This window comes from Maricaulis sp. (genome assembly GCF_030149235.1).
Classification (GTDB): domain Bacteria; phylum Pseudomonadota; class Alphaproteobacteria; order Caulobacterales; family Maricaulaceae; genus Maricaulis.
In genome coordinates, this window is sequence record NZ_JASBRW010000010.1 from 1 (window position 1) to 23,134 (window position 23,134).

General features: G+C 61.7%; 27 protein-coding genes and 1 tRNA gene. 22 read left to right on the forward strand and 6 right to left on the reverse strand.

The window, feature by feature from the left end:
- Positions 1 to 47 precede the first annotated feature (47 nt).
- The 4 genes from mmsB (at position 48) to Q1V51_RS01675 (ending at position 3,196) form a co-directional block, all read left to right on the forward strand.
- On the forward strand, positions 48 to 941 hold the full coding sequence (gene mmsB, locus Q1V51_RS01660; RefSeq protein WP_300552046.1) for a 3-hydroxyisobutyrate dehydrogenase: 894 nt from the start codon (positions 48 to 50) through the stop codon (positions 939 to 941).
- 68 nt (positions 942 to 1,009) lie between these two features.
- Positions 1,010 to 1,501 (forward strand): winged helix DNA-binding protein, encoded by a 492-nt coding sequence (locus tag Q1V51_RS01665; protein WP_300552048.1) that lies wholly within the window; start codon positions 1,010 to 1,012, stop codon positions 1,499 to 1,501.
- A 211-nt stretch (positions 1,502 to 1,712) separates the two neighbouring features.
- Entirely contained in the window at positions 1,713 to 2,939 is a 1,227-nt protein-coding gene (gene hemA / locus Q1V51_RS01670; RefSeq protein WP_300552049.1) for a 5-aminolevulinate synthase, read from the forward strand.
- Positions 2,940 to 2,950: 11 nt separating this feature from the next.
- Positions 2,951 to 3,196: a hypothetical protein gene (locus tag Q1V51_RS01675; protein ID WP_300552050.1), complete on the forward strand. Its 246-nt coding sequence runs from the start codon at positions 2,951 to 2,953 to the stop codon at positions 3,194 to 3,196.
- 16 nt (positions 3,197 to 3,212) lie between these two features.
- Here the strand turns inward: Q1V51_RS01675 and Q1V51_RS01680 are convergent, their stop codons facing one another.
- Positions 3,213 to 3,635, reverse strand: coding sequence for a MucR family transcriptional regulator (locus tag Q1V51_RS01680; RefSeq protein WP_300552052.1), 423 nt, complete (start codon positions 3,633 to 3,635; stop codon positions 3,213 to 3,215).
- A gap of 253 nt (positions 3,636 to 3,888) precedes the next feature.
- On the opposite strand from Q1V51_RS01680, the gene glyA reads away from it, so the two are divergent.
- From glyA to Q1V51_RS01730, 10 genes are all read left to right on the forward strand, one after another.
- The gene (gene glyA / locus Q1V51_RS01685; RefSeq protein ID WP_366522683.1) at positions 3,889 to 5,199 is read left to right on the forward strand and encodes a serine hydroxymethyltransferase; all 1,311 of its coding nucleotides are present in this window, start codon (positions 3,889 to 3,891) and stop codon (positions 5,197 to 5,199) included.
- A gap of 9 nt (positions 5,200 to 5,208) precedes the next feature.
- Positions 5,209 to 5,694 (forward strand): transcriptional regulator NrdR, encoded by a 486-nt coding sequence (gene nrdR / locus Q1V51_RS01690; RefSeq protein WP_300552054.1) that lies wholly within the window; start codon positions 5,209 to 5,211, stop codon positions 5,692 to 5,694.
- The gene (locus Q1V51_RS01695) at positions 5,691 to 6,266 is read left to right on the forward strand and encodes a RibD family protein (protein WP_300552056.1); all 576 of its coding nucleotides are present in this window, start codon (positions 5,691 to 5,693) and stop codon (positions 6,264 to 6,266) included. Before nrdR ends, Q1V51_RS01695 begins: the two co-directional genes overlap by 4 nt.
- The gene (locus tag Q1V51_RS01700; protein WP_300552057.1) at positions 6,266 to 6,874 is read left to right on the forward strand and encodes a riboflavin synthase; all 609 of its coding nucleotides are present in this window, start codon (positions 6,266 to 6,268) and stop codon (positions 6,872 to 6,874) included. Before Q1V51_RS01695 ends, Q1V51_RS01700 begins: the two co-directional genes overlap by 1 nt.
- A complete protein-coding gene (gene ribB / locus Q1V51_RS01705) occupies positions 6,874 to 7,989 on the forward strand; it encodes a 3,4-dihydroxy-2-butanone-4-phosphate synthase (RefSeq protein ID WP_300552058.1) in 1,116 nt (371 codons plus the stop codon). Before Q1V51_RS01700 ends, ribB begins: the two co-directional genes overlap by 1 nt.
- Before the next feature lies 1 nt (position 7,990).
- Positions 7,991 to 8,425, forward strand: coding sequence for a 6,7-dimethyl-8-ribityllumazine synthase (ribH, locus tag Q1V51_RS01710; protein WP_300552059.1), 435 nt, complete (start codon positions 7,991 to 7,993; stop codon positions 8,423 to 8,425).
- A complete protein-coding gene (gene nusB, locus Q1V51_RS01715) occupies positions 8,422 to 8,901 on the forward strand; it encodes a transcription antitermination factor NusB (protein WP_300552061.1) in 480 nt (159 codons plus the stop codon). The genes ribH and nusB overlap by 4 nt, the downstream gene beginning before the upstream one ends.
- A 4-nt stretch (positions 8,902 to 8,905) precedes the next feature.
- Positions 8,906 to 9,868, forward strand: a complete 963-nt coding sequence (gene thiL / locus Q1V51_RS01720; protein ID WP_300552063.1) for a thiamine-phosphate kinase — start codon at positions 8,906 to 8,908, stop codon at positions 9,866 to 9,868.
- Between the two features lie 38 nt (positions 9,869 to 9,906).
- Positions 9,907 to 10,404, forward strand: a complete 498-nt coding sequence (locus tag Q1V51_RS01725) for a hypothetical protein (RefSeq protein ID WP_300552065.1) — start codon at positions 9,907 to 9,909, stop codon at positions 10,402 to 10,404.
- 193 nt (positions 10,405 to 10,597) lie between these two features.
- Positions 10,598 to 12,688: a sodium-translocating pyrophosphatase gene (locus Q1V51_RS01730; RefSeq protein WP_300552066.1), complete on the forward strand. Its 2,091-nt coding sequence runs from the start codon at positions 10,598 to 10,600 to the stop codon at positions 12,686 to 12,688.
- Positions 12,689 to 12,895: 207 nt separating this feature from the next.
- Here the strand turns inward: Q1V51_RS01730 and bamE are convergent, their stop codons facing one another.
- Positions 12,896 to 13,390: an outer membrane protein assembly factor BamE gene (gene bamE, locus Q1V51_RS01735; protein WP_300552067.1), complete on the reverse strand. Its 495-nt coding sequence runs from the start codon at positions 13,388 to 13,390 to the stop codon at positions 12,896 to 12,898.
- A 101-nt stretch (positions 13,391 to 13,491) separates the two neighbouring features.
- Here bamE and Q1V51_RS01740 point away from each other — a divergent pair, with 101 nt between their 5' ends.
- The 6 genes from Q1V51_RS01740 to Q1V51_RS01765 all read left to right on the forward strand — a co-directional run bounded on the left by Q1V51_RS01740 (position 13,492) and on the right by Q1V51_RS01765 (position 17,200).
- Positions 13,492 to 14,025 (forward strand): ubiquinol-cytochrome C chaperone family protein, encoded by a 534-nt coding sequence (locus Q1V51_RS01740; RefSeq protein WP_300552068.1) that lies wholly within the window; start codon positions 13,492 to 13,494, stop codon positions 14,023 to 14,025.
- A 94-nt stretch (positions 14,026 to 14,119) separates the two neighbouring features.
- Complete coding sequence (plsX, locus tag Q1V51_RS01745) at positions 14,120 to 15,175, forward strand: phosphate acyltransferase PlsX (RefSeq protein WP_300552069.1); 1,056 nt, start codon at positions 14,120 to 14,122, stop codon at positions 15,173 to 15,175.
- Entirely contained in the window at positions 15,172 to 16,149 is a 978-nt protein-coding gene (locus Q1V51_RS01750) for a beta-ketoacyl-ACP synthase III (protein ID WP_300552071.1), read from the forward strand. The genes plsX and Q1V51_RS01750 overlap by 4 nt, the downstream gene beginning before the upstream one ends.
- 97 nt (positions 16,150 to 16,246) lie before the next feature.
- A complete protein-coding gene (locus Q1V51_RS01755) occupies positions 16,247 to 16,552 on the forward strand; it encodes an integration host factor subunit alpha (protein ID WP_300527412.1) in 306 nt (101 codons plus the stop codon).
- A 32-nt stretch (positions 16,553 to 16,584) separates the two neighbouring features.
- Positions 16,585 to 17,034 carry a MerR family transcriptional regulator gene (locus Q1V51_RS01760; RefSeq protein WP_300552072.1) on the forward strand — a complete coding sequence of 150 codons (450 nt, stop codon included), beginning with the start codon at positions 16,585 to 16,587 and terminating at the stop codon, positions 17,032 to 17,034.
- An 88-nt stretch (positions 17,035 to 17,122) separates the two neighbouring features.
- Positions 17,123 to 17,200 (forward strand) — tRNA-Pro (locus tag Q1V51_RS01765).
- A gap of 6 nt (positions 17,201 to 17,206) precedes the next feature.
- Here the strand turns inward: Q1V51_RS01765 and Q1V51_RS01770 are convergent.
- Both Q1V51_RS01770 and Q1V51_RS01775 read right to left on the reverse strand, forming a co-directional pair.
- Positions 17,207 to 17,572, reverse strand: coding sequence for a hypothetical protein (locus Q1V51_RS01770; protein ID WP_300552074.1), 366 nt, complete (start codon positions 17,570 to 17,572; stop codon positions 17,207 to 17,209).
- Complete coding sequence (locus Q1V51_RS01775; protein ID WP_300552075.1) at positions 17,572 to 18,816, reverse strand: FAD-dependent oxidoreductase; 1,245 nt, start codon at positions 18,814 to 18,816, stop codon at positions 17,572 to 17,574. Before Q1V51_RS01775 ends, Q1V51_RS01770 begins: the two co-directional genes overlap by 1 nt.
- A gap of 147 nt (positions 18,817 to 18,963) precedes the next feature.
- On the opposite strand from Q1V51_RS01775, the gene Q1V51_RS01780 reads away from it, so the two are divergent.
- On the forward strand, positions 18,964 to 19,986 hold the full coding sequence (locus Q1V51_RS01780) for a COX15/CtaA family protein (protein ID WP_300552077.1): 1,023 nt from the start codon (positions 18,964 to 18,966) through the stop codon (positions 19,984 to 19,986).
- Here Q1V51_RS01780 and Q1V51_RS01785 read toward each other — a convergent pair whose 3' ends face one another.
- Together Q1V51_RS01785 and Q1V51_RS01790 are read right to left on the reverse strand one after the other, a co-directional pair.
- Positions 19,987 to 21,066 carry a hypothetical protein gene (locus tag Q1V51_RS01785; RefSeq protein WP_300552079.1) on the reverse strand — a complete coding sequence of 360 codons (1,080 nt, stop codon included), beginning with the start codon at positions 21,064 to 21,066 and terminating at the stop codon, positions 19,987 to 19,989. It abuts the gene before it with no gap.
- On the reverse strand, positions 20,970 to 22,391 hold the full coding sequence (locus Q1V51_RS01790) for an alkaline phosphatase PhoX (RefSeq protein WP_300552081.1): 1,422 nt from the start codon (positions 22,389 to 22,391) through the stop codon (positions 20,970 to 20,972). The genes Q1V51_RS01785 and Q1V51_RS01790 overlap by 97 nt, the downstream gene beginning before the upstream one ends.
- 215 nt (positions 22,392 to 22,606) lie before the next feature.
- On the opposite strand from Q1V51_RS01790, the gene rplM reads away from it, so the two are divergent.
- Positions 22,607 to 23,071 carry a 50S ribosomal protein L13 gene (rplM, locus tag Q1V51_RS01795; protein ID WP_300552083.1) on the forward strand — a complete coding sequence of 155 codons (465 nt, stop codon included), beginning with the start codon at positions 22,607 to 22,609 and terminating at the stop codon, positions 23,069 to 23,071.
- The last annotated feature ends 63 nt before the right edge of the window (positions 23,072 to 23,134 follow it).

Consider the following 23,134-nt stretch of genomic DNA (forward strand, 5'->3'; position numbering starts at 1 on the left):
AAAACGAAGACGCCTAGGCTACGAAATTCCTGTCGGGGAGGAAAGACATGTCTCGCATCGCATTTATCGGCCTGGGTAATTTGGGCTCGGGCATGTCCGACAATCTGGTCAAGGCGGGTCACGAGGTTCACGCCTTTGATCTCAGCGCTGATGCTGTGGCCAAGGCGGCTGAGGGCGGTGCTCAGACTGCTGCCTCGGCTTCGGATGCCGTCAGCGGCGCCGATGCCGTTGTCACCATGCTGCCCGCGGGCAAGCATGTGCGCGCGGTCTATGAGAATGAAGTCTTTGGTGCGGCCAAGGACGGCGCCGTTTTCATGGATTGCTCCACCATCGACGTCGACAGCGCCCGCGAAGTGGGCGAGGCGGCCAAGGCCAAGGGCTTCAAATTTCTCGATGCGCCGGTGTCTGGCGGTGTTGCTGCAGCAACGGGCGGCACGCTGACCTTCATGGTCGGGGGCGAGGAGGCGGACTTTGTGCTGGCCGAGTCGATCCTGTCGGCCATGGGCAAGGCAGTGATCCATGCCGGCGGGCTGGGTTCGGGACAGGCCGCGAAGGCGTGCAACAACATGCTGCTGGCGATCAATATGATCGGCACGTGTGAAGCCTTCGCGCTGGCCAGCAAGCTGGGTCTTGATCAGCAGAAGTTCTTCGACATCTCCTCCAAGGCGTCCGGCCAGAGCTGGTCGATGACGAGTTATTGCCCGGTGCCGGGCCCGGTGCCGGCCTCTCCGGCCAATAATGACTACCAGCCGGGCTTTGCCGCGGCGCTGATGCTGAAGGATCTGGGCCTGGCGATGGAAGCGGCCGATGCCGCCTCTGCCGCGACGCCGCTCGGCGCGCTGGCGAATGATCTCTACCAGTCATTCGTCGACCAGGGTGATGGCAATACGGACTTTTCCGGAATCTATCGCCTGATCGAAGAATGCGACTCAAACGGTTAAACGCTTTTTAGCGCTTTGCCTGTAGGCTCCCATCCAAAGATCAATAAAAGATCGGGTGGAGTAGTATTATGGCAATGGCCGAAAGTGTCTCGCCGCAGGCAGACGCAAACACGCAATATCTTGAGCTTCTTCAACTGGTTGAGCGCCTTCACCGGCAGCTTCTCGACGTCGTGAAGGACGAGCTTGAGCGCGAAGGCATCGATGATGTGAACTCGGTGCAGGCGCTGCTTCTGTTCAATATTGCCGATCAGGAACTGACCGCCGGCGAGCTGCGCACACGCGGACATTATCTCGGCTCGAACGTATCCTATAACCTGAAGAAGCTGGTCGAGGCGGGCTATATCCGTCACGAACGTTCTGCGACCGACCGACGTTCGGTGCGCGTCAGCCTGACCGAAACCGGTCATGCCGTGTGCGCCCAGCTCAATACGCTGTTTGAGCGTCAGTCCGCTTCCCTGGCTCCGGTCGGTGGTGTCGAGATCGACGCGCTTCCCTCCATGAATACGGCGCTGACCCGGATCGAGCGTTTCTGGGCCGATCATATCCGTTTTCGCATGTAGGCAATCGGACAATCCGGACCTTGAAACGGCGCTCCTCGGAGCGCCGTTTTTCTTGGTGCCTGGACTGGCGGTGCGGGGCTATCGACCCCGTCATGATCAGCTATACTGTAAATTCATGCGCCTGCGGCGCTCTGTCCTGTCGAAGCGCGCGGATTAACTGTTTATACGGAGACTCGATAGCGAGTTCGTGTAGACAAACGACGAGGTCCCCATGAATTACAATGGCGCATTCGAAGCTGCAGTCCGCCGCGTAAAGGCAGAAGGCCGCTACCGCGTGTTCGCGAATCTGATGCGCCGCAAGGGGGAGTTTCCGGTCGCACGCTGGCGCACCGAAGAAGGTGATGTCCGCGATGTCACCGTCTGGTGCTCCAATGATTATCTCGGCATGGGGCAAGTTCCCTGCGTCGTGGAATCGATGAAATCCGCGATCGACGAGGTCGGGTCCGGTGCGGGCGGGACCCGCAATATTTCCGGGACCACGCATTACCATGTCGAGCTTGAACGTTCGCTCGCCGACCTGCACGGCAAGAGCTCCGCTTTGCTTTTCACCTCCGGCTATATCGCCAATGAGGCGACGCTGGCGACGCTGGGCAAGATCCTGCCGAACCTGATCATCTTCTCCGACGAGTTGAACCACGCTTCGATGATCGAGGGCGTGAAGGGCGCCCGCTGTGAAAAGCATGTCTGGCGCCACAATGATGTCGAGCATCTGGAAGAATTGCTCAAGGCCGCACCGATCGATGCGCCCAAGGTCATCGCCTTTGAATCGGTCTATTCGATGGATGGCGATATCGGCCCGATCGAAGCCGTCTGTGACCTGGCCGAAAAGTACAACGCGCTGACCTATCTTGATGAGGTCCATGCCGTGGGCCTCTATGGCCTGCGCGGCGCCGGCATCGCCGAGCGCGATGGTCTGATGCATCGCATCGACATTATCGAGGGCACGCTGGGCAAGGCTTTTGGCGTGATGGGCGGGTATATTGCGGCTGATGGCGCGATCGTCGATGCGATCCGCTCGATGGCCTCCGGCTTCATCTTCACCACCGCCATTCCGCCGGCCCTGGCCGCCGGGGCGCGCGCCAGTGTTGAATATCTCAAGGCGGCGCATCACCTGCGCGAAAGCCACCAGGAGCGCGCTGCGACGCTGAAACAGCGCCTGGCGGACGCCGGCTATCCGGTGATGCCGTCCGAAACGCATATTGTCCCGATCAAGGTTGGCGATCCGGTGTTGTGCAAGCGCATCTCGGACCGCCTGCTCGACGAGCATGGTATTTACGTCCAGCCGATCAATTATCCGACGGTGCCGCGCGGTACGGAGCGTCTGCGTTTCACGCCGACGCCGCTGCATACGGACGCCATGTTCGATCAGCTCGTCGCGGCGCTGGACGAGGTCTGGGAAGACGCTGCAGTGGCCGACGGCGGTATCGCCCGCGCCTGACAGGAGACGGGATGAGCGATCGCGAGGTTTATGTCGAGATCCAGACGCTCGGCAATTCCGCGCGCGTCGCCGCCGTTGATGCGGCGACCGGTGAGGAAGTCGTCTTCCAGGTTCCGGTCAACACCACACGCCTCGAGATCGACCGGCTGGCCCTGGCCAAGCTCAACTGGAAACTCGCCCGCAATGCTGAAGCACAGGGTGAAGCCGGCAAAAAACAACGGCCGGGCGACAAACCCGGCCGTGGTCTCAAAGTCTGACAAATTGGCTTGAGGCCTAGCTGCCCTTGCGGCCGCGACCCAGGCCGATGTCCTTGGCGAATTGCGAGCGCTTGCGCGAATAGGCGGGCGCGACCATGGGGTAGTCCGCAGGGAGGTTCCATTTCTGGCGGTATTCGTCCGGCGACATATCGTATTGCGAGCGCAGATAGCGCTTGAGCATTTTCAGCTTCTTGCCATCTTCCAGGCAGACGATGTGATCGTCGGCCACCGACTTGGAGACTGGTACCGCCGGCTTGGAGCGCATGACCGGTTTTTCCTCGGTCTCGGTCACGCTGGTCATGGTCTGGTGCACGGACTTGATCAGATCGGGCACATTTTCCGCCGGCATTGAATTGTGAGACAGATAAGACGCGACAATATCCGTGGTCATGCGAAGGAGTTCTTCCTTGTCGATTTCCGCTTGAGCAGTCTCGTTCATTATCGATCCCTTTATACCCAGTATTGGCGAGGTCACTCGTGTCTGTGCGAGTGCATTTGATGCAGAAATAAGTCTAGAACATTTCAAGTGCAAGACTTGAATCAAGAATAAAGCATAACGTCATAGAAAACTTTTCTTGGCCGCGGATCCGGTTTTGAACAGCACAGGTGAAATGCCGCATTTTACCGCATACTCGGTGCTTGCGAGTAGCCCCGGCGCGCCGTATCAAGAGCGCTCAGTCAGAGGATTTGTCATGCCGGATACCACCGCCCCGCTTGCCGATATGACCCAGGAGTTTTTCACGCAATCGGTCGCCGAGAGCGATCGCGACGTGGCCCGGGCCATTCATCTCGAAATTCAGCGTCAGCAGAGTCAGATCGAGCTCATTGCGTCGGAGAATATCGTCTCGCGCGCCGTGCTGGAGGCGCAGGGTTCGCCGCTGACTAACAAGTATGCGGAAGGCTATCCGGGGCGCCGCTACTACGGCGGCTGTGAATTCGTCGACATCGCCGAGAACCTGGCCATTGAACGGGCCAAGGAGCTGTTCGGCGCTGCCTATGCCAATGTCCAGCCCAATTCCGGCAGCCAGGCCAATCAGGCGGTCTTCCTGTCCCTGATCAAGCCGGGCGACAAGATCCTCGGCATGTCGCTGGATGCGGGCGGTCACCTGACCCATGGCGCCCGTCCGAACCAGTCCGGCAAGTGGTTCGACGCGCATCATTATGGGGTGCGCGAAGAAGACGCGCTGATTGATTATGATGCGTTGCGCAAGCAGGCCAATGAGCTCAAGCCGCAGATTATTATAGCGGGCGGTTCGGCTTATCCGCGCGAGATCGACTGGGCGGAGTTCCGGTCCATCGCCGATGAAGTCGGCGCCTACATGCTGGCGGATATGGCCCATTATTCCGGCCTGATCGCGACGGGTGTCTATCCGTCGCCGATTGCGCATGCTCATGTCTGTACCACGACCACGCACAAGACGCTGCGCGGCCCGCGCGGTGGCCTGATCCTCTCCAATGACGAGGCGCTCGGGAAGAAGTTCAACTCGGCGATTTTCCCGGGAATCCAGGGTGGTCCGCTCATGCATGTCATCGCAGGCAAGGCCGTGGCCTTCGGCGAGGCCCTGCGTCCGGAATTCAAAACCTATGCCCAGCAGGTGGTAACGAACTGTCAGGCCATGTCTGACGCCGTCAAAGCCGGCGGCTATGACATCGTCTCCGGCGGAACCGACAGCCATCTGGCGCTGATCGACCTGCGCCCGAAGGGGTTGAAGGGCAATCAGGCCGAGGAAGCCCTCGAGCGCGCCTTCATTACCTGTAACAAGAATGGCGTGCCCTTCGATCCGGAGAAGCCCACCGTGACCTCCGGTCTGCGTGTCGGCTCGCCGGCTGCAACGACGCGGGGCTTTGGTGAGGCGGAGTTCAAGCAGGTTGGCGAATTCATGGTCCGTGTGCTCGACGGACTGGTGGAGAGCCCCGAGGGCAATGCGGAGGTTGAAGCCGCTGTGCGCGAGGATGTGAAAGCGCTGACGGCGCGCTTCCCAATTTATCCGCAATTGTCATAAGGTCACCGAATGCGTTGTCCTTTTTGCGGTCATCCCGACACCCAGGTTAAAGACTCCCGGCCCGCCGAGGATGGCAATGCCATCCGCCGTCGCCGGCAATGCCCGTCCTGTGCCGCCCGTTTCACGACTTTTGAGCGGGTGCAATTGCGCGAACTGACGGTGATGAAGAAATCCGGCCGCCGGGTCCCGTTTGACCGCGAGAAGCTCAGTCGCTCGATCCAGCTCGCAGCGCAGAAACGCAATGTCGAACCCGACCGCATTGAGCAGATGATCTCCGGGATTGTTCGGCGTCTGGAGAGCTCAGGCGAAACCGACATTACCTCTGACCGGGTCGGTGAACTGGTCATGGAGGCACTGAAGAATCTCGATTCGGTCGCCTATGTCCGCTACGCCTCGGTGTACAAGGACTTCCACAAGGTCGAGGACTTCCGCGAGTTCATCAAGGACGAGCATCTGGGTCAGCCCCGCTCGGGTGAGGACGACGAAGAGAAATGACCCATGGCCCCAAGCCGCGGGTCACCTTGAAGCTAGCGACCTCGCTCGACGGCAAAATCGCGCTTGCCAATGGTCAGTCGAAATGGATAACCGGGCCGGAGAGCCGGGCCGAAGTGCACAGGATGCGCGCCGCCCATCAGGCGATCCTGACCGGTATCGGGACCATTCTCGCGGATGACCCGGAATTCACGGCGCGGACAGACCCGCCCGCAGAGCGCCAACCGGATCTCATCATTCTCGACCGCCAGGGTCGCATGCCCATGACGGCCAAGGTCTTTGCTGAACCCTCTCGCCAGGTCGTCCTGCGGGCGTCGAAGGATCTAGCCGCCGCGCTCAGTGGCTACGAGACTGTGATGATCGAGGCCGGCGCAGAGATTGCGGCATCGGCGCTCAAGGCTGGCATTGTCGATCGCATTGAGTGGTTCCGCGCGCCCATCGTGCTCGGCGGCGATGGTCTGGGGGTGTTTGCAGGTCTGGGCCTTGAGAGTCTCGAACTCGCACCCATTTTCCAGCGCACCGGAGTGATCGAGCGTGGAGCCGATCTGCAGGAAAGCTATGAGCAGGTGCGCTGATGTTTACGGGAATTGTTACAGCCAAGGGGCGGGTTCGATCGATCAGTGGCACCGATATCGTGCGCTTTGAAATTGAAGCGCCTTACGACGCGGAGGGCATCGCCATGGGGGCGTCGATTGCCCATGCCGGAGCCTGTCTCACTGTTGTTGCGAAAGAAAACACCGAAACAGGGTGCTGGTATGCAGTCGAGGTCTCGCCTGAAACCCTGCGCCTGACGACCTTGGGCGAGTTGAAACAGGGCTCTGCGGTCAATCTCGAGCGCGCCTTGGCCATTGGCGAGGAACTCGGTGGCCATCTCGTGACCGGTCATGTCGATGGCGTTGGCGAGGTTCTCGACCGGCGCATGGAAGGCGACTGGATCGTCTTCACGGTCAAGCCTCCGGCAGGGCTTAACAAATTCATCGCCAAGAAGGGCTCGATCACCGTCGATGGCGTCTCGCTGACCGTCAATGACGTGACGGCCGAGAGCTTTGATTTGATGATTATTCCGCACACTGCGGAGGTCACCACCCTCGGTCAATTGCAGGCCGGGCACCGTGTCAATCTTGAGGTTGACCTCATGGCGCGCTACGCCGCGCGTCTGACTGAATTTGCCGAGGACGCCTGATGAGCGATACGCCCCTGTCTCCGATCGAGGAAATTATCGAAGACGCCCGCAATGGGCGCATGTTCATTCTGGTGGACGCCGAGGACCGCGAGAATGAGGGCGACCTGGTTATCCCGGCCAAGTTTGCGACGCCCGATGCAATCAATTTCATGGCCAAGCATGGCCGCGGACTGATCTGCCTGGCGATGAGCCAAGAGCGGATCGAGACCCTCGGGCTCAAGCTGATGTCCTCGGAAAACCGCTCGCGGCACCAGACCGCATTCACCACCTCGATCGAGGCGCGTGAGGGTGTGACCACCGGGATCTCTGCCCATGACCGCGCGCGCACGATCGAGGTCGCAACCGACCCGTCCAAGGGTGCCGATGACATTGCCACGCCAGGCCATGTCTTCCCGCTGGTCGCCCGCGACGGCGGGGTGCTGGTGCGGGCCGGGCACACCGAGGCCTCTGTCGATGTCGCGCGTCTTGCGGGTGCGGGCGCGTCCGGTGTGATCTGCGAGATCATGAATGAAGACGGCACCATGGCCCGTCTGCCGGACCTTATCGCCTTCGCCCAGCTGCATGGGCTGAAAATCGGCACGATCGAGGACCTGATCGCCTATCGCCGCCGCAATGACCGCTTTATCGAACGCCGTATGGAAACGGAGTTCGAGAGCCGTTGGGGCGGGCCGTTCAACCTCATCGTTTTTCGCAATACCATTGATGGTGCCGAGCATGTGGCTCTGGTCAAGGGCGCTCCCTCTGCCGATACGCCCACCCTGGTGCGGATGCAGAAAGTCTCCTTCGTCGATGATGTGCTCGGCAGTGCCGGCAAGCGCGGCGGTTTGGTTCAGCGCGGAATCGAACAACTGGCTGAGTATGACGGTGCAGGCGTTATGGTCTTTATCCGGGAAACCAGTCATACCGCCATTATTGAACGTCTCGGCGCCCATCCGGCCCTGCCGCAGGACGAGCGCGAAGCGCGCCGTTTGCGGGAATACGGGGTCGGTGCACAGATCCTGCTGGATCTCGGGGTGCGGGACATGGTGCTTTTGACGACCAAGCCGCAGACGATTGTCGGCCTGGACGGTTACGGGCTGAGCGTGGTGGAAGAACGCCTGTTCAGCGGAGACTGATATGAGCGATTGGCGTATTCTCATCGTCGCGGGAACCTTCTACCGCGACATTGCCGACCCGATGATCAAGGACGCCCAGGCGGCGCTGGAAGCCGCTGGTGCGAGCCATGAGCTGGCTGAAGTGCCCGGTGCCCTGGAAATCCCGGGCGCCATTACCCAGGCCGAACTCACCGATGCGGGCTTTGACGGCTATGTCGCGCTGGGATGCGTCATTCGCGGTGAGACCACCCATTATGACTATGTCTGTGGCGAGAGTGCGCGCGGCCTGATGGATCTTTCTCTCGAGGGCGTCCCGGTCGGCAATGGCGTGCTTACGGTTGAAAACCGAGATCAGGCCCATGCGCGCGCGGTCGACAAGAAAAAGGGACGCGATGCTGCGGAAGCGTGTCTGTCGATTCTTGCCCTGCGTGACCGTTTCCTCGGAGAGCCGGCATGACCTCTGAAACCGAAAACCCGTCCCAGGCTCGTGCCCGTATGCGCCGCTCCGCCCGTCTCGCGGCCGTTCAGGCCCTCTACCAGATGGATATCGGCGGTCTCGGTGCGAAAGCCGTGATCAAGGAATTCCGCGATCATCGCTTCGGTGCCCAGGGTGAGGGACCGGAATATATCGAGGCCGATGAGGATTTCTTCGAAGACCTCGTTGGCGGCGTGGTTCGCAAGCAGGCCGTCGTCGATCCGGCAATCGATGAATTGCTGGCGGAAGGTTGGCGCATGGAACGCCTGGACGCCACGGTGCGCGCAATCCTGCGGGCCGGTGGTTTCGAGCTGTTCCAGCGCGATGATGTTCCCGCGCGCGTGGTGATCGACGAGTATGTCGATATCGCCAATGCCTTTTTCGAGGGCTCTGAGCCGAAATTCGTCAATGCCGCACTCGACAAGTGTGCGCGTCAGGCTCGCGCAGACGAGTTCTGATCCGATGAGCGGGGGCGGGGAGTTTGATTTCATCCGCGAACGCCTGCGACCGCTGACGCGCGGCGATGTGGCCGCGCTCGATCTGTCGGACGATGCCGCCATCCTTCCCCCCCGGCCCGGGCACAGCCTTGTGCTGGCCAGCGACATGTTGATCGAGAATGTGCATTTCCTCTCGACCGATACCCCCGAGGTCATGGCGAGCCGGGCTTTTGGCGCCAATCTGTCGGATCTGGCGGCGATGGGAGCCGAGCCCACTGGCTATCTTCTCTCCGTAAGCTGGCCGCAGTCCTGGTCGTCAGCTCAACGCGACGCCTTTATTGCGGGGTTGAGCGCAGCAGCAGGAGAGATCCCGCTCATCGGTGGCGATACGACATCCGCGGATATGCCGCTCTCCCTGTCCATCACCATGCTGGGTTTTGTGCCGGTGGGTTCGGCTCTGACACGCGCCGGCGCCAGGCCCGGCGATGATGTGTGGGTATCCGGGACAATCGGTGATGCCGGGCTCGGACTGGATATAGCGCGCGGCAAGCTGGACCCGCAGACCCACCTCCTTAGCCGCTATCAATCGCCTCAAGCCCGGATTGGGCTGGGCCTGGCGCTGCGCGGTGTCGCCAGCGCCTGCATTGATGTTTCAGACGGGCTGGTGGCCGATGCGGGTCACATCGCCCAGGCAGGCGGGATCGCAATCGAACTTGAAGCCGCAATGATGCCGCTCTCGACCCCGGCCCTGCATTGGCTCGAGAACGAGGGCGATGCGGGCCTCAAACACCTGATGACCTGCGGCGATGACTATGAATTGCTCTTTACCGCCCCGCATGACCGCGCCCGCGACGTGCTTGCATTATCGGGGCAACATGGTTGCGAAATCAGTTGGATCGGCCGGGTCGGCGAGGGGGAGGGGGTCAGTGTGATCGCTGCCGAAGGCGATGCGATGAGCTTTCAGTCCGGTGGATTCACGCATTTTTGACGCCTCCATGCCAATCTGGGCAGGTTGGTGAGGTAGTTATGCGTCTGTTTCTCGCGTTTGTTTTCGGTCTAGCTCTCAGTGTCGCCCTGTCCGGTCCGGTTCAGGCCGCGCCTCCGGCCGAGGAGTCCTCAAACTCCGGTGGGAGCTCCAATCGCTTCCTTGCCCTGTTCAACATCGCTGGCGATGAGGGGGAGGAAGAAGAGGTCGAAGAGCCCGATGACCCGCGCTCCTTTACCATGCCCGCGATCGTCGCCCCGCTCTCTGACAATGGCCGTCTGACGGGCTTCGCCTATGTGCTCGTCCGGGTCCGGGTGGCCGCGGGTAATGATATCTGGAGCATCCAGGAAAACGCCCATTATGCTCTCGATGCCCTGGTTCGGGCCGCTCACCGGCACAATCTCAGCGCTCCGGGTGGCCAGGTGCTCGATGAAGACATGGCCGTTGAGGTCTGGTCCCGGGTTCTCGGCGAGATCTATGGCGAGAACGCCCTCGAGCGCGTCGAGATTCGCGACTTCGATGTCCGTCTGATCGGCTGACGCAGGCGCGTTTTCCACTGCATTACAAAGACAGTTGAGGCCTGACGGCCACACTTTCTTGCACGCCCCCAGTGCATTGGGCATAGTCCATTCGTCTAGGGGGAGTATTGGTATGGTCGGCGTGATTCTCACGTTCCGTGTTCCCCGCATTTCTTACTCGACCGAAGCGAAGTAAAAAACGGGGCAACAAGCCATGAACATGCTTATGCTGGCCATTGCCGCTGCCGTTCTCGCCATCATCTACGGGGTCGTCCAGACCCAGCGTTTGATGGCGGCGAGTGCGGGATCGGAAAAGATGCAGGAGATTGCATCGGCCATCCAGGAAGGCGCCAACGCGTATTTGCGGCGTCAATACACCACCATCGCCATTGTCGGCGTCGTCGTCTGCATTCTGATTGCGATTTTCCTGCGCTGGGAGGTTGCGCTGGGATTTGCGATCGGTGCCGTTCTGTCCGGTGCGGCCGGCTTTATCGGTATGCTGGTCTCTGTGCGCGCCAATGTGCGTACGACCCAGGCCGCAAGCACCGGTCTGGCCGCAGGCCTGGCGATCGCCTTCCGCTCTGGCGCCGTGACCGGCATGCTGGTTGCGGGCTTGGCCCTGCTGGGCGTGGCCGGCTATTTCTGGATCCTGACGGGCCCGATGGGCTTCGAGACCGGTAGCCGCGCGGTTATCGACTCGCTTGTCGCGCTGGGCTTCGGTGCATCCCTAATCTCGATCTTCGCCCGTCTCGGCGGCGGTATCTTCACCAAGGGTGCGGATGTCGGCGGCGACATGGTCGGCAAGATCGAGGCCGGTATCCCGGAAGATGATCCGCGCAATGCGGCCACGATCGCGGACAATGTCGGCGATAACGTCGGTGACTGTGCGGGCATGGCGGCTGACCTGTTCGAGACCTATGCGGTGACCGTTGTGGCGACCATGGTTCTGGCGGCGATCTTCTTCGCCGGCGATCTCGGCTCGGCCATGATGATCTATCCGCTGGCAATCGGTGCGGTCTGCATCGTGACTTCGATCATCGGCACCTTCTTCGTCAGCCTTGGCGGCGGCACCAATGTCATGGGTGCGCTCTACAAGGGCCTGATCGCGGCGGGCATCCTGTCGATCGGTGGTCTGTGGATCGTCAACACCTACGCATTGCCGAACGGCATGGGTGAGATTGCCGAAGTCGGCGGTCAGATGATCACCGGCATGAACCTGTTCTGGTGCGGTATTGCCGGCCTGATCGTCACCGCGGCGATCATCTGGGTCACGGAATACTATACCGGCACCGACTTCCGCCCAGTGAAGTCGGTTGCCAAGGCGTCCGAGTCGGGTCACGGCACCAACGTCATCCAGGGGCTGGCGGTTTCGCTCGAAGCCACGGCGCTGCCGGCGATCATCATCATCGTCGGTATCCTGTCGACCTACATGCTTGCGGGCCTGTTCGGTATCGCCATCGCGGTGACCACCATGCTGGCCCTGGCGGGCCTGATCGTGGCGCTCGACGCCTTCGGTCCGGTCACCGACAATGCCGGCGGGATCGCCGAAATGGCGGGTCTGGACGAAAGCGTCCGCGATACGACCGATACGCTCGACGCCGTCGGCAACACGACCAAGGCTGTGACCAAGGGCTATGCCATTGGCTCGGCCGGTCTGGGTGCGCTGGTCCTGTTTGCGGCCTACACGACCGATGTGGAGCACCTGCTTCACGTCCAGCCGGACTTCTCGCTTGAGAACCCGTATGTGATTGTCGGCCTGCTCTTCGGTGGTCTTCTGCCTTACCTCTTCGGCGGCATGTCGATGATGGCGGTTGGCCGTGCTGCGACTGCGGTCGTGGCCGAGGTGCGCCGTCAGTTCAAGGAAATGCCGGGCATTATGGAGTACAAGGTGAAGCCGGACTATGGCCGCGCCGTGGACATCCTGACCAAGGCGGCGATCCGCGAAATGATCGTGCCGTCCCTGCTGCCGGTCCTGTCGCCGATCGTGCTCTACTTCGCCATCCTCTTCGTCTCCGGCGAACAGGTGCAGGCGCTGGCCGCTGTCGGTGCCATGCTGCTGGGCGTGATCGTCAACGGCCTCTTCGTCGCGGTCTCCATGACCGTCGGCGGCGGTGCCTGGGACAATGCCAAGAAGTATATCGAGGACGGCAATCACGGCGGCAAGGGTTCGGAAGCTCACAAGGCCTCCGTGACCGGTGACACCGTTGGTGACCCCTATAAGGACACCGCCGGCCCGGCCGTGAACCCGATGATCAAGATCACGAATATCGTGGCGCTCCTCCTGCTGGCCTTCCTGGCCGGCTAAGCCGAGCCATCATCCTGAAACGGGAAAGCCCTGGCCTTATGGCCGGGGCTTTTTCATGCCGGGTGCACCGTTTCAAATGAAGCCCGGTTCGAGCTGGCAGACAGCGGGTCGGGACCCATGCCAAGGTCCAACCCTGATGCTGCAAGAAGAAAGCCCCCCGGTGAGCGCCGGAGGGCTGTTCTGAACTTAGTCGCTGCGGTGGTGGCGCTACTGGTCGCGGCGCGGGCCGCCGGCACCGCCGGGCAGGTTCTGCTCGCCGCCGAATTGCTCGTTCGGGAGCGTGCCGACATTGCCAAGGAGCTGTTCGATGAGCGACAGCTCGCGGCCGCGCGTGGGGGTTTCGCGGGAGGCGTAGGAGACGATACGGCCATCATCCAGGCCGTATTCAAGCACTTCCTCAACCACACCATCCGGGTCAAAGCGAATGGCCAGGATGCGGCGGTCGCGGGTTGAAGACCGCAGATAGGCCAGCGATTCCCGGGTCGAGGAGATGTAATACCAGATATCTTCCTCGAACGTGCCGCTGGTCGACGGGGTGCCCAGACGCTGGACGACGCTGATACGCGTGTCCTCGTCGACCTGGATATTGGGTTCTTCGCCGAGCGTGTAACGATGTCCATGCGTCCGCAGGACCGGGTTACAGGCGGTCAGTCCAATCGCACAGGCGAGAAGGGCTGCGGACAAGCGTACACGTCGGTTCATCAATCACTCCCTCGGGGTCCGGTCTGGCCCCTGCATGGTTGCCTTGACCTACCCGGGGCTGACCTTAGCTTCAAGTCTCAAGATTTGGGAGCCCCAGTTTCATGTTCTCGAAGCTGTTCAGGAAACGTCCGGAAAAACTGCGCGCTGAAGCGCTCTATAATGATGTGGTGCAGGCTGCCCGTCAGCCTGCGCTCTATGGCGAGGAGGGCGCGCCGGATACGCTGCAGGGCCGGTTCGAGATGATCCTGTTGCACGCCACTTTGCTGATCCATGAATTGCGCAATGGTGCCAGCGAGGAGGGCGCCGCACTCGCCCAGGACGTCTTCGATACCATGTTCGATGATTTCGATGCGGCCATGCGCGAGCTCGGGCTCGGCGACAGCGCCGTCGGCAAGAAGATCCGCTTTATGGCCGAGGGCTTTTACGGCCGCGCCTCCGCCTATGTGGATTCGCTGAATAAACAGGGCGAGGACGGCCTTGAAGCAATCCTGGCGCGAAATGTCCTGGAGTGCGAGCCGGACGACCCGAGGGCTGCGAAACTTGCCGCATACGTAACCCAAACAGCCTCAGCGCTTGCTGCGCAAGGGCAGGCGGGGCTTTTGCAGGGCTCCAAACCGGACTTCCAGACCGCCTGATTGCCGTCTTCGCAGCTTGCATCTGTAACGCGCTCCAGTAAGTATCCGCGAAATTGAGGCGGTCTTCCGTCGTTTGGGGACAGTTCCGATCGCAATGACCGGTATTCCGACTTTATCTGTAGATGCCATGGGCGGGGATCTCGGTCCCGGTGCCGTGGTTGATGGTATCGGCAATGCGCTCAAGCGCTGGCCGGACCGCAAGGCTCGTTTTCTCGTGCACGGGCCGGAGGATCAGCTTCAGCCCTTGATGGCGGCTCAGCCGGCTGTCGCGGCCGTCAGTGAAATCCGCCACTCGGACAGTTCCGTGGAGATGACGGACAAGCCGAGCGAGGCCGTTCGACGGGCGCGTGGGTCTTCCATGTGGAATGCGATCCAGTGTGTGAAGTCCGGTGAGGCGGATGCCATTGTCTCGTCCGGCAATACCGGCGCGCTGATGGCAATCTCCAAGGTCATACTGCGCATGAAGAAGGGGGTTCATCGCCCCGCGATTTCCGCCAACTGGCCGACACCCAAAGGTCATACCGTTGTCCTTGATGTCGGCGCCAATGTGCAGTGCGGAGCCACCCAGCTGGTCGAGTTTGCGATCATGGGTGAAGCCTTCCACCGCGCCGTGTTTGGTGAAACCAAGCCGAGCGTTGGTCTGCTCAATGTGGGCCAGGAAGAGCTCAAGGGGAATGACGTGGTGCGCGAGGCCGACGGCCTCATTCGCGATGCCGGTCTCGGGCTGGATTATCGCGGTTTCATTGAAGGTAATGATATCAGCGCGGGTGGGATCGACGTCGTGGTGACCGATGGTTTCACCGGAAACATCGCCCTGAAGACCGCTGAGGGGACCGCTCGTCTCGTGGCGGGTTGGGTGAAGGAAGCGCTGACCAGTTCGGTCACGGCCAAGCTCGCGGCCGGTTTGCTCAGTTTCGGTGCGTTGGATCGCCTGCGCCAGCGAATGGACCCGCGCTACATCAATGGCGGTGTGCTCTTGGGCCTGAAGGGCGTTGTGGTGAAAAGCCATGGTGGCGCCGATGGTGAGGGTTTCGCCTCCGCGCTGGGCCTGGCCTATGCCATGGCGCAAAGCAATTTCATGCCGGAATTGAGGAAGAACCTGGATCAGTTCCAGGAGCATGCGGAGCGCAAGGCCGCCCAAGAGGCATGACAGATCAAACGGTGCGGATCGCCGGTGTCGGTGCCTATCTGCCCTCGCGTGTCCTGAGCAATGAAGATTTGTCGACCATGGTCGACACGTCGGACAGCTGGATCCGGGAACGCACCGGGATTGCCCAGCGTCATATAGCGGCTGAGGGTGAGACCACAGCCGATCTGGCGGGAATCGCCTGCAGGCGGGCGCTGGAGCACGCCGGCATGGACGCGTCGGACATTGACCTGATCGTCGTCGCGACGACGACACCGGATTTTACCTTCCCATCGACCGGCACCCTGCTGCAGGGTCGTCTGGGAATTGCCCAGGGCGCGGCCTTCGATGTGCAGGCCGTGTGTACCGGGTTTGTCTATGCGCTGGCCGTTGCCGATGGCTTCCTGGCCCGGGGGCAGGCCCGCAACGCCCTGGTCGTCGGCGCGGAGACCATGTCCCGCATTGTCGACTGGACCGACCGCGCAACCTGCGTCCTGTTTGGTGACGGGGCCGGGGCCATGGTCCTCAGCGCCGAGGAGACGCCGGGCGAGCATCGCGAAAACGGGTTGCTGGCGACCTATCTGCGCTCCGATGGACGCTATAAGGATCTGCTCCATGTCGATGGCGGACCGTCTTCGACGCAGACCGTCGGACATCTGCGCATGGCCGGCAATCAGGTCTTCCGTCATGCCGTCACCAATATCGCGGAATCCATGACCACGATCGCGGGCCAGGCGGGTGTCGAAATCGCCGACATTGACTGGTTCGTGCCCCACCAAGCGAATCAGCGAATCCTTGAGGGCGTGGCGAAAAAGCTCAAAATTCCAACGGCTAAGGTGGTGTCGACCGTGTCCGATCATGGCAATACCTCGGCCGCCTCGGTGCCGCTGGCCTTCGAGCGTGCTGTTCATGATGGGCGCATCGGCCGTGGTGACCTGGTTTTGATGGAAGCGCTCGGCGGCGGCTTCACATGGGGCGCTGCTCTGGCGCGCTTCTAGAGCGAAATCTCGTTCTTTTTATCTTTTATCCAAGACCTTGGCGTTGACGGGCAGGGGCTCGCGGGCGTAGCCTGTCTGCATCTGTCTGGGGATTGAAATGTCGGATAAAACTTTGACCCGCGCCGACCTCGCTGAAGCCGTCTATCGCGAAGTCGGACTTTCACGTCAGGAATCGGCGGACCTCGTCCAGTCTGTACTCGGCATGGTGTCGGACACGCTGGCCAACGGCGAATCGGTTAAGCTGTCGTCCTTCGGTTCTTTTCTCCTGCGGGATAAACGCGGTCGTGTCGGCCGTAACCCCAAGACAGGTGTTGAAGTTCCGATTGAGGCTCGCCGCGTGCTGGTTTTCAAACCGTCGCACGTCTTGAAGGAGCGCGTCGATTCGGCTTTGTCCAAAGACTGAGGCGCAAAGCTGAAGACTGACGCGATTTACGCATGTCGGTCACAGAGAAATCGCCGGATGCCTTCCGCACCATCAGCGAGGCCGCTGATGAGTTGGATGTACCCGCTCACGTTCTCCGTTTCTGGGAAAGCAAGTTTGCCCAAATCAGCCCGCTCAAGCGAGCGGGAGGGCGCCGCTTTTACCGGCCCCAGGACATCGCTTTGCTGCGCGGTGTGAAGCGTCTGCTCTATGAAGACGGATACACGATCAGGGGTGCCAAGAAATACATCAAGGATCACGGGGTTTCGGTCATTGTCGATCTTGGGGCCGCGGATCGGTTCCAGCCGGAAATGGCGATCGATCGCGCCGATATCGAACGCCCGGCCCAGCGCCGTAAAACGCTTCGCCAGCCGGGTAGTCCGGCGCGGGATATCAACGAAATCCTGAATGACCTGGAAGGGGCCCGCGCAAAGCTCAAGGCAGCGCTGGAACCGAAATCCTGAAGACCTGCTGATGGAGCAGTTGCGGACTGTCTGGGGTGTGCCTATAAACGCCTCCCCATTGACCGGTCGCGGCCGGTCTTTTCAGTGTCGGAGCGTGGCGCAGTCCGGTTAGCGCACTCGCCTGGGGGGCGAGGGGTCGCGAGTTCGAATCTCGCCGCTCCGACCATTTTTCCTAATCCAGATATTGCCAGCTTTCGGCGCCGTCGAAATGTTTGACCGGTATGCCGTCCAGCTCGGCCGGATCGGCCATGGTCGCATTGACGGCGCAGCGGTCGGCGTACTCGCCGAGCCCTTCATAATGGGTGGTATTGCCGCAGACAGCACAGGAGACGACGGAGAGGGTCTTGTCGCCGTGGGCGTATTTCACGACCTTTTCCGGGGCATAGCTGAGCTCGGTTCCTGCCTGCTCCGCATGTACCCAGAGCGATCCAACGCGGCGGCACAGGGAGCAATTACACCGGACCAGCTTGTCCGGGCGCTCTGCCAGGGACCAGGTGACGGCCCCGCAATGGCATGATGCGGACAGGGCGCGCTTCATCAGACCGCGGCCATCGCAGCTTTCATGATGTCTTTCATTGCCTGTTGCGGGTCGCCGAGTGCTGCGGGATCCGGGCGTCCACCCTTGGCGATGATCATCTTGGCCGCCATGAAGCTTTGCGGGTCATTGATGCAGTCAGCCGCGATGAGCTGGCCATCCTTGAGATGGAAGAAGCTGCGCTGTTCATCAGCGGCGACGCGTTCCACCAGCTGGTCGGTTCCCTGAAAGAGGCCCGCGGTTTGCAGCTTGAGCTCGTACTGGTCAGACCAGAACCACGGCACCTCTGCTTTCGGCGCTGGCGCGTCGCAGATGGCCGCTGCGGCCTGCTTGCTCTGTTCAATCGCGTTGGGCACGGATTCGATCCGCAGGCGCTCGCCGGTGAGCCAATAAGGCTGGGCTGCCACATCACCAATGGCGAAGATGGAGGCGTCCTGGGTCCGGCAGCGTTCGTCGACATGAATGCCATTACCGGTCATCAGCCCGGCCTTTTCCGCCATCTCGGAATTGGGGATGACGCCAATACCGACCAGGGCACTGTCGCACGGAATGATTTCCCCGGTGGCAAGTTCCACGCCGGTGATCCGTCCATCCTGACCGGTCAGGCCCGAGACTTGCTGGTCACACAAGAATTCCACACCGCGGCGTTGATGCGCCTCGCGGTAGAAGCCGGACAGCTCCGGCACGGCAACCCGGGCCAGACAGCGCGGCTGGGCTTCGATCACCACCGCCTTGGCGCCAAGTTTGGTCGCAACAGCGGCCGCCTCGAGCCCGATATACCCACCGCCGATAATAGCGATGCGCTTGCCGGGCTTCACATCGGACTTGAGCTGATCCACATCGGCAATGGTGCGCAGATAGCGCACACCGTCCAGCTCTGCACCGGTCACCGGAAGCGGGCGGACGCGGGCACCGGTCGCGATGACGAGATGGGTATAGGCCTGCTCGCTGCCATCATCGAAGCGCACGGCCTTGGCTTTTCGATCAATCGCTTCGGCGCGCAAGCCGAGGCGCAATGAGACGTTCTGGGTCTGCCAGGTTTCCGGCGGCTGCAACCAGAGCCGGTCTTCCTCGATGGCACCGGAGAGGTAGTCCTTGGACAGGGGTGGGCGCTGATAGGGCGGGTGGGGTTCCTCGCCGGCGATGATCACCTGACCGTCCCAGCCGAAGCGTCGCAGGCTCGCCGCACATTGGGCGCCAGCCTGTCCACCGCCGAGAATAAGAACCGTATCGTCCTGTTGCGTCACGCCTTTCCCTCCCTGACTTTGCCCCATGATGGACCGGCGCGCCGGTCAGGGCGAGCCCGATTTTGCACCCTGCGACATGATTACACCGCTTGAGAGCCTTGCACCCCCATGAGGATGGGCTACCTAGCCGGTCCGACAGGAGTACGCATGAGCTACCGACATCATTCCCATCCCACCGTTTCGCTGTGGCTGTTCATTATGACCGGCCTGATCGCCATCATGATCCTCGTCGGCGGCGCGACCCGCCTGACCGACAGCGGACTGTCGATTACCGAATGGCGCCCGATCACCGGGGCGATCCCGCCGCTGAGCCAGGCGGACTGGGAAGAGGCGCTGGAACTCTATCGATCCACAACGGAGTACCAGGAACAGAACCGGGGCATGTCGATGTCCGAGTTCCAGTTCATCTTCTGGTGGGAGTGGGGGCACCGCCAGCTCGGCCGCTTCCTCGGTCTCGCCTTCGCTGTGCCGCTGGTCTTCTTCTGGGTGCGCGGTGATCTCAGCGCGCGCCTCAAGCCGCGCCTGCTCGGCCTGTTCTTCCTCGGCGGCCTGCAGGGCGCGATTGGCTGGTGGATGGTCGCGAGCGGTCTGGTGGACCGGCTTGACGTCTCGCAATACCGGCTCGCCACCCATCTCGGTATGGCCTTCATTCTGCTGGGAGCCACGTTCTGGACGGCACTCAATGCCCGTTATGGCGCGCCGCCCGTGCGCGCCGGCAATCATACGCGCTGGTTCCTCGTGCTCTGGGGGCTGCTCTTCCTGCAGATCCTGATGGGGGCGCTGGTGGCCGGGATCGACGCCGGCAGGATCTTCAATACCTGGCCGGGCATGAATGGTCAGCTCATTCCGGACGGCTATCTCGCCGGGCTGCCCTTTCATCAGGCGATCTTCGAAAGCCATGCTGCGGTTCAGCTGCAGCATCGCTGGATGGCCTATATTGTCACCATCGCCGTGGGTGTCACCGCCTTCATGATCTATCGCGAGCCGCGTGTTGCATTGAAGCCGTTCATGGTGATCCTGCCGGCCCTGGTGATTGCCCAGGTCGCGCTGGGTATTGCGGCGCTGCTGGCGGTCGCGCCGCTGGGCTTGTCCCTGGCTCACCAGGCGGGCGCCGTTGTGCTCTTCGTTGCGATCGGGGCGGCCACCTGGACCGCCCGTCGCGCAGTTTGATTACTCGCTGACGAAGAAGGAGCGTATTGTCGCTTCGCGGGATACCACCTTGATGCGGCTGTCACTGCGGTCGAAGAAGGCCAGGATGCCGTCGGAATAGGCGGTGAAGCCATAGCTTTGATCCGTCAGGGCGATGCGGGTGGCCGTCTCGAGGCCCGGTGTGCTGAGGCCGTCGACGAAGCTGAAATTGGCGCGCGGCAAGAGGGTCTCGGCGTCCAGCGCCAGGACAATGCCGTTATTGCCGTTTACCGTCAGGACCACCGGCGTGCCGTTGAAATTGTCTGAGGCGATGCCGGTCGCCAATTCCATCCGCTCGGCCAGGACCTCACCGCTTCGGGAGACGCGGGCAATGCCGCTGGCCGGGGCCGCGAAATAGATATCGTCATTGAGCACGGTGCAGCTGCGGGCCGGGCTGGGCAGGTCGAAGCGATCCACTGTCTCGACCGAGAGCTGGGCATCGCCGCGGTCCTGGACCCGGGCGACCAGGGCCGAATTGCCCGCTTCCAGGACGATCAGGTCGACATAGCCGATGCCTTCACCGAACAGGCAGACACCGCGAATCTCGCTGTCCGTCGCAATGGCGTCGAGCGGGAGGTCGAAAATCTCGAAGTCGGGGGTGATGGCATAGCCCAGGAGCCCGCTGCCATCAGCGGCGCTGCCGAAGACCAGTGGCAGGGCTTCACCGCGCAGCTGGAAGCCCGGAGCGGCGGCCAGCGCCGTCAACTCGGCACCGGCATGGCTGGTGCGCAGGGCGCCATCGGCGTCGAATAGTTCCAGGCCACCATCGCGGGTGGCCGAGACGATCATGCCGAGGGACGGCGCCATGGTACTGGGAACAAAGGCCAGCGCGCGGGCGCTGTCATTGGTGCTTTCGAACGCCGCGGTCACATAGACCTCACGACGCGTATCGTCCTCGCTCTCAACGAGGGCCGGGTCCTCACCGGAATTGCCGCAAGCCGCGAGGGCCAGCAGCGAGACCGAAATCAGCCCCGCGCGCGCCAGGGACCACGGACGGCGAAGGTCCGCCCCGGATGGCGTTGTATGTTGAAGAACAGGGTTGAACCGTCGGGACTGAAACATGGACCGCAAATCTCGCTTTTTTCGCCATCAGGGCCAGTGAACGCATTGCGGCCGATCGTATACACCTCACCAGACGGCGTCACGCCGCGGATGTACTGATCGCGTGGACCATCTTCAGCGACGATGAGATCACCCCAGGGTGCGACGCAGAGATTGTCGCATCTTTCCATGATCCGGTCGTCGCCACTTTCGATGAAAAGCTGCAACCGCCCGGGCTGCGAGGCTTCGCCCGGCCGGCCTTCCAGGGGGCTGGGCTGATAGCGCCAGATCTGTCCGATCTGCTCCGGCCCACCGTCGGTGCAGGTGAAGTAGCATTCACCGTGGCCCCACCACAGGCCTTCGCCGCGCGTGAACCGGGCCGCGCCGGCCGCATGGCCACGCTCGGCGAGATCGGCATGGGGGGCTTCAACATCTTCCATGTCGATCCATTCAACTTCGACCCATTCGCCCGGACGTAGATTGTCGGCGCTGGCTGTCTGATTGCGCAGATCCATGCCCGGACGTCCGCGGACCACGAGCGCCTGCAGCCGCCCGCCGCGCGCGAGCTCGCCCGGGTGGTCGGGGAGATAGCGATAGAAGAGGGCGGTGCCGCGCTTGTCTTCGGTCTGGTAGACCGCGCCGCTCGCCGGGTCGACCGCGATCGCTTCATGACGGAAACGGCCCATGGTCCGGATCGGGACCGGCTCGATCAACCCCGTGGCGCTGGCCGGTACCTCGAAACAATAGCCATGATCCACCAGCGCACTCGGTCCCGCGGTCAGCTCGGTCTCCTCGCAGGTCACCCAGCTGCCCCAAGGGGTAACGCCGCCGGCGCAATTATTCGCGGTCCCGGCCAGTGACATGAAGCTGCGCTCCACTCTCAGGGTCTGCGGATCGATGATCAGGTGTGAGGTGCCGCCGAGATGTGGCAGGCCGGCTTCGGTCCAGTCATGGATTCGGCTGCGATCAATCCGGTCAAGGCGGCTGGCGTCCGCTCCGAAGGCTGAGGCGTCGACTTCCTGGGGCATGAGTTCGTGATTGCGTACCAGGGTCAGGCGGCCGTCGGGTCCGGCGAAACAGCCCATACCGTCGAAGTCGCCCGCGGCGATCAGACCATCGCTCATCTCCTCCCCAACAGTGGACAGGACCCGGTATTCAAACCCGGCGGGCAGGTCGAACAATCCGGCCGGATCGGGGATGAGATCGCCATAGGGATTGGTCTGGTTGAAATAGGCCTGTTCGATATTGGAGGCGTTTGTCGATGCGAGGCCGCGTGCGGCGAGCCCGCCGAATGCCAGCGAGGTTGCGGCGGCTTGCTGCAGAAAAATTCGCCGGGAAAGGGACATGTCGCGCTCCGAGGAAATTGTGTGAGTCCTTGAAATACAATGCTTTCACGACGCTCGTGTGAAGCTGGCTGGTAGATGCGGTATTATAACACCGCATTTCTAAGCAATAGTATTTGCAGCAAAAATCAGAACACCTGTTGACCGAATGGAATTTGGCATCTATTCCGCGCGTTCGGATTTCTCCACGCCCAGATTAGGCGAAACAGGACGCTGAAATGAAAACCTACACCGCAAAACCGGCGGATGTCGAAAACAAGTGGATCGTGATCGATGCAGAAGGCGCCGTTGTTGGCCGTCTGGCATCCTTCATCGCCATGCGTTTGCGCGGCAAGCACCGTCCGGACTTCACCCCGAATGTCGACACCGGCGACCACGTCATCGTGATCAATGCCGAGAAAGTCGTTTTCACCGGCAATAAGCGCGACGACAAGCGTTACTACCGTCACACCGGTCACCCGGGCGGTATCAAGGAAACCAGCCCGGCAAAGCTGCTGGACGGCCGTTTCCCGGAGCGCGTCATCGAAAACGCGGTCAAGCGCATGCTGCCGAAAGAAAGCCCGCTGGCTCGCAAGCAGTACTCCAAGCTGCGCGTTTATGCCGGCACCGATCACAAGCACGAGGCCCAGCAGCCTGAAGTGATCGACTTCAAGTCCATGAACTCCAAGAACGCACGAGGCTGATGATGGCTGAAGAAGCACGCTCCCTCGAGGACCTCAAAGACGTCATCGCCGAAGGCGGCAATG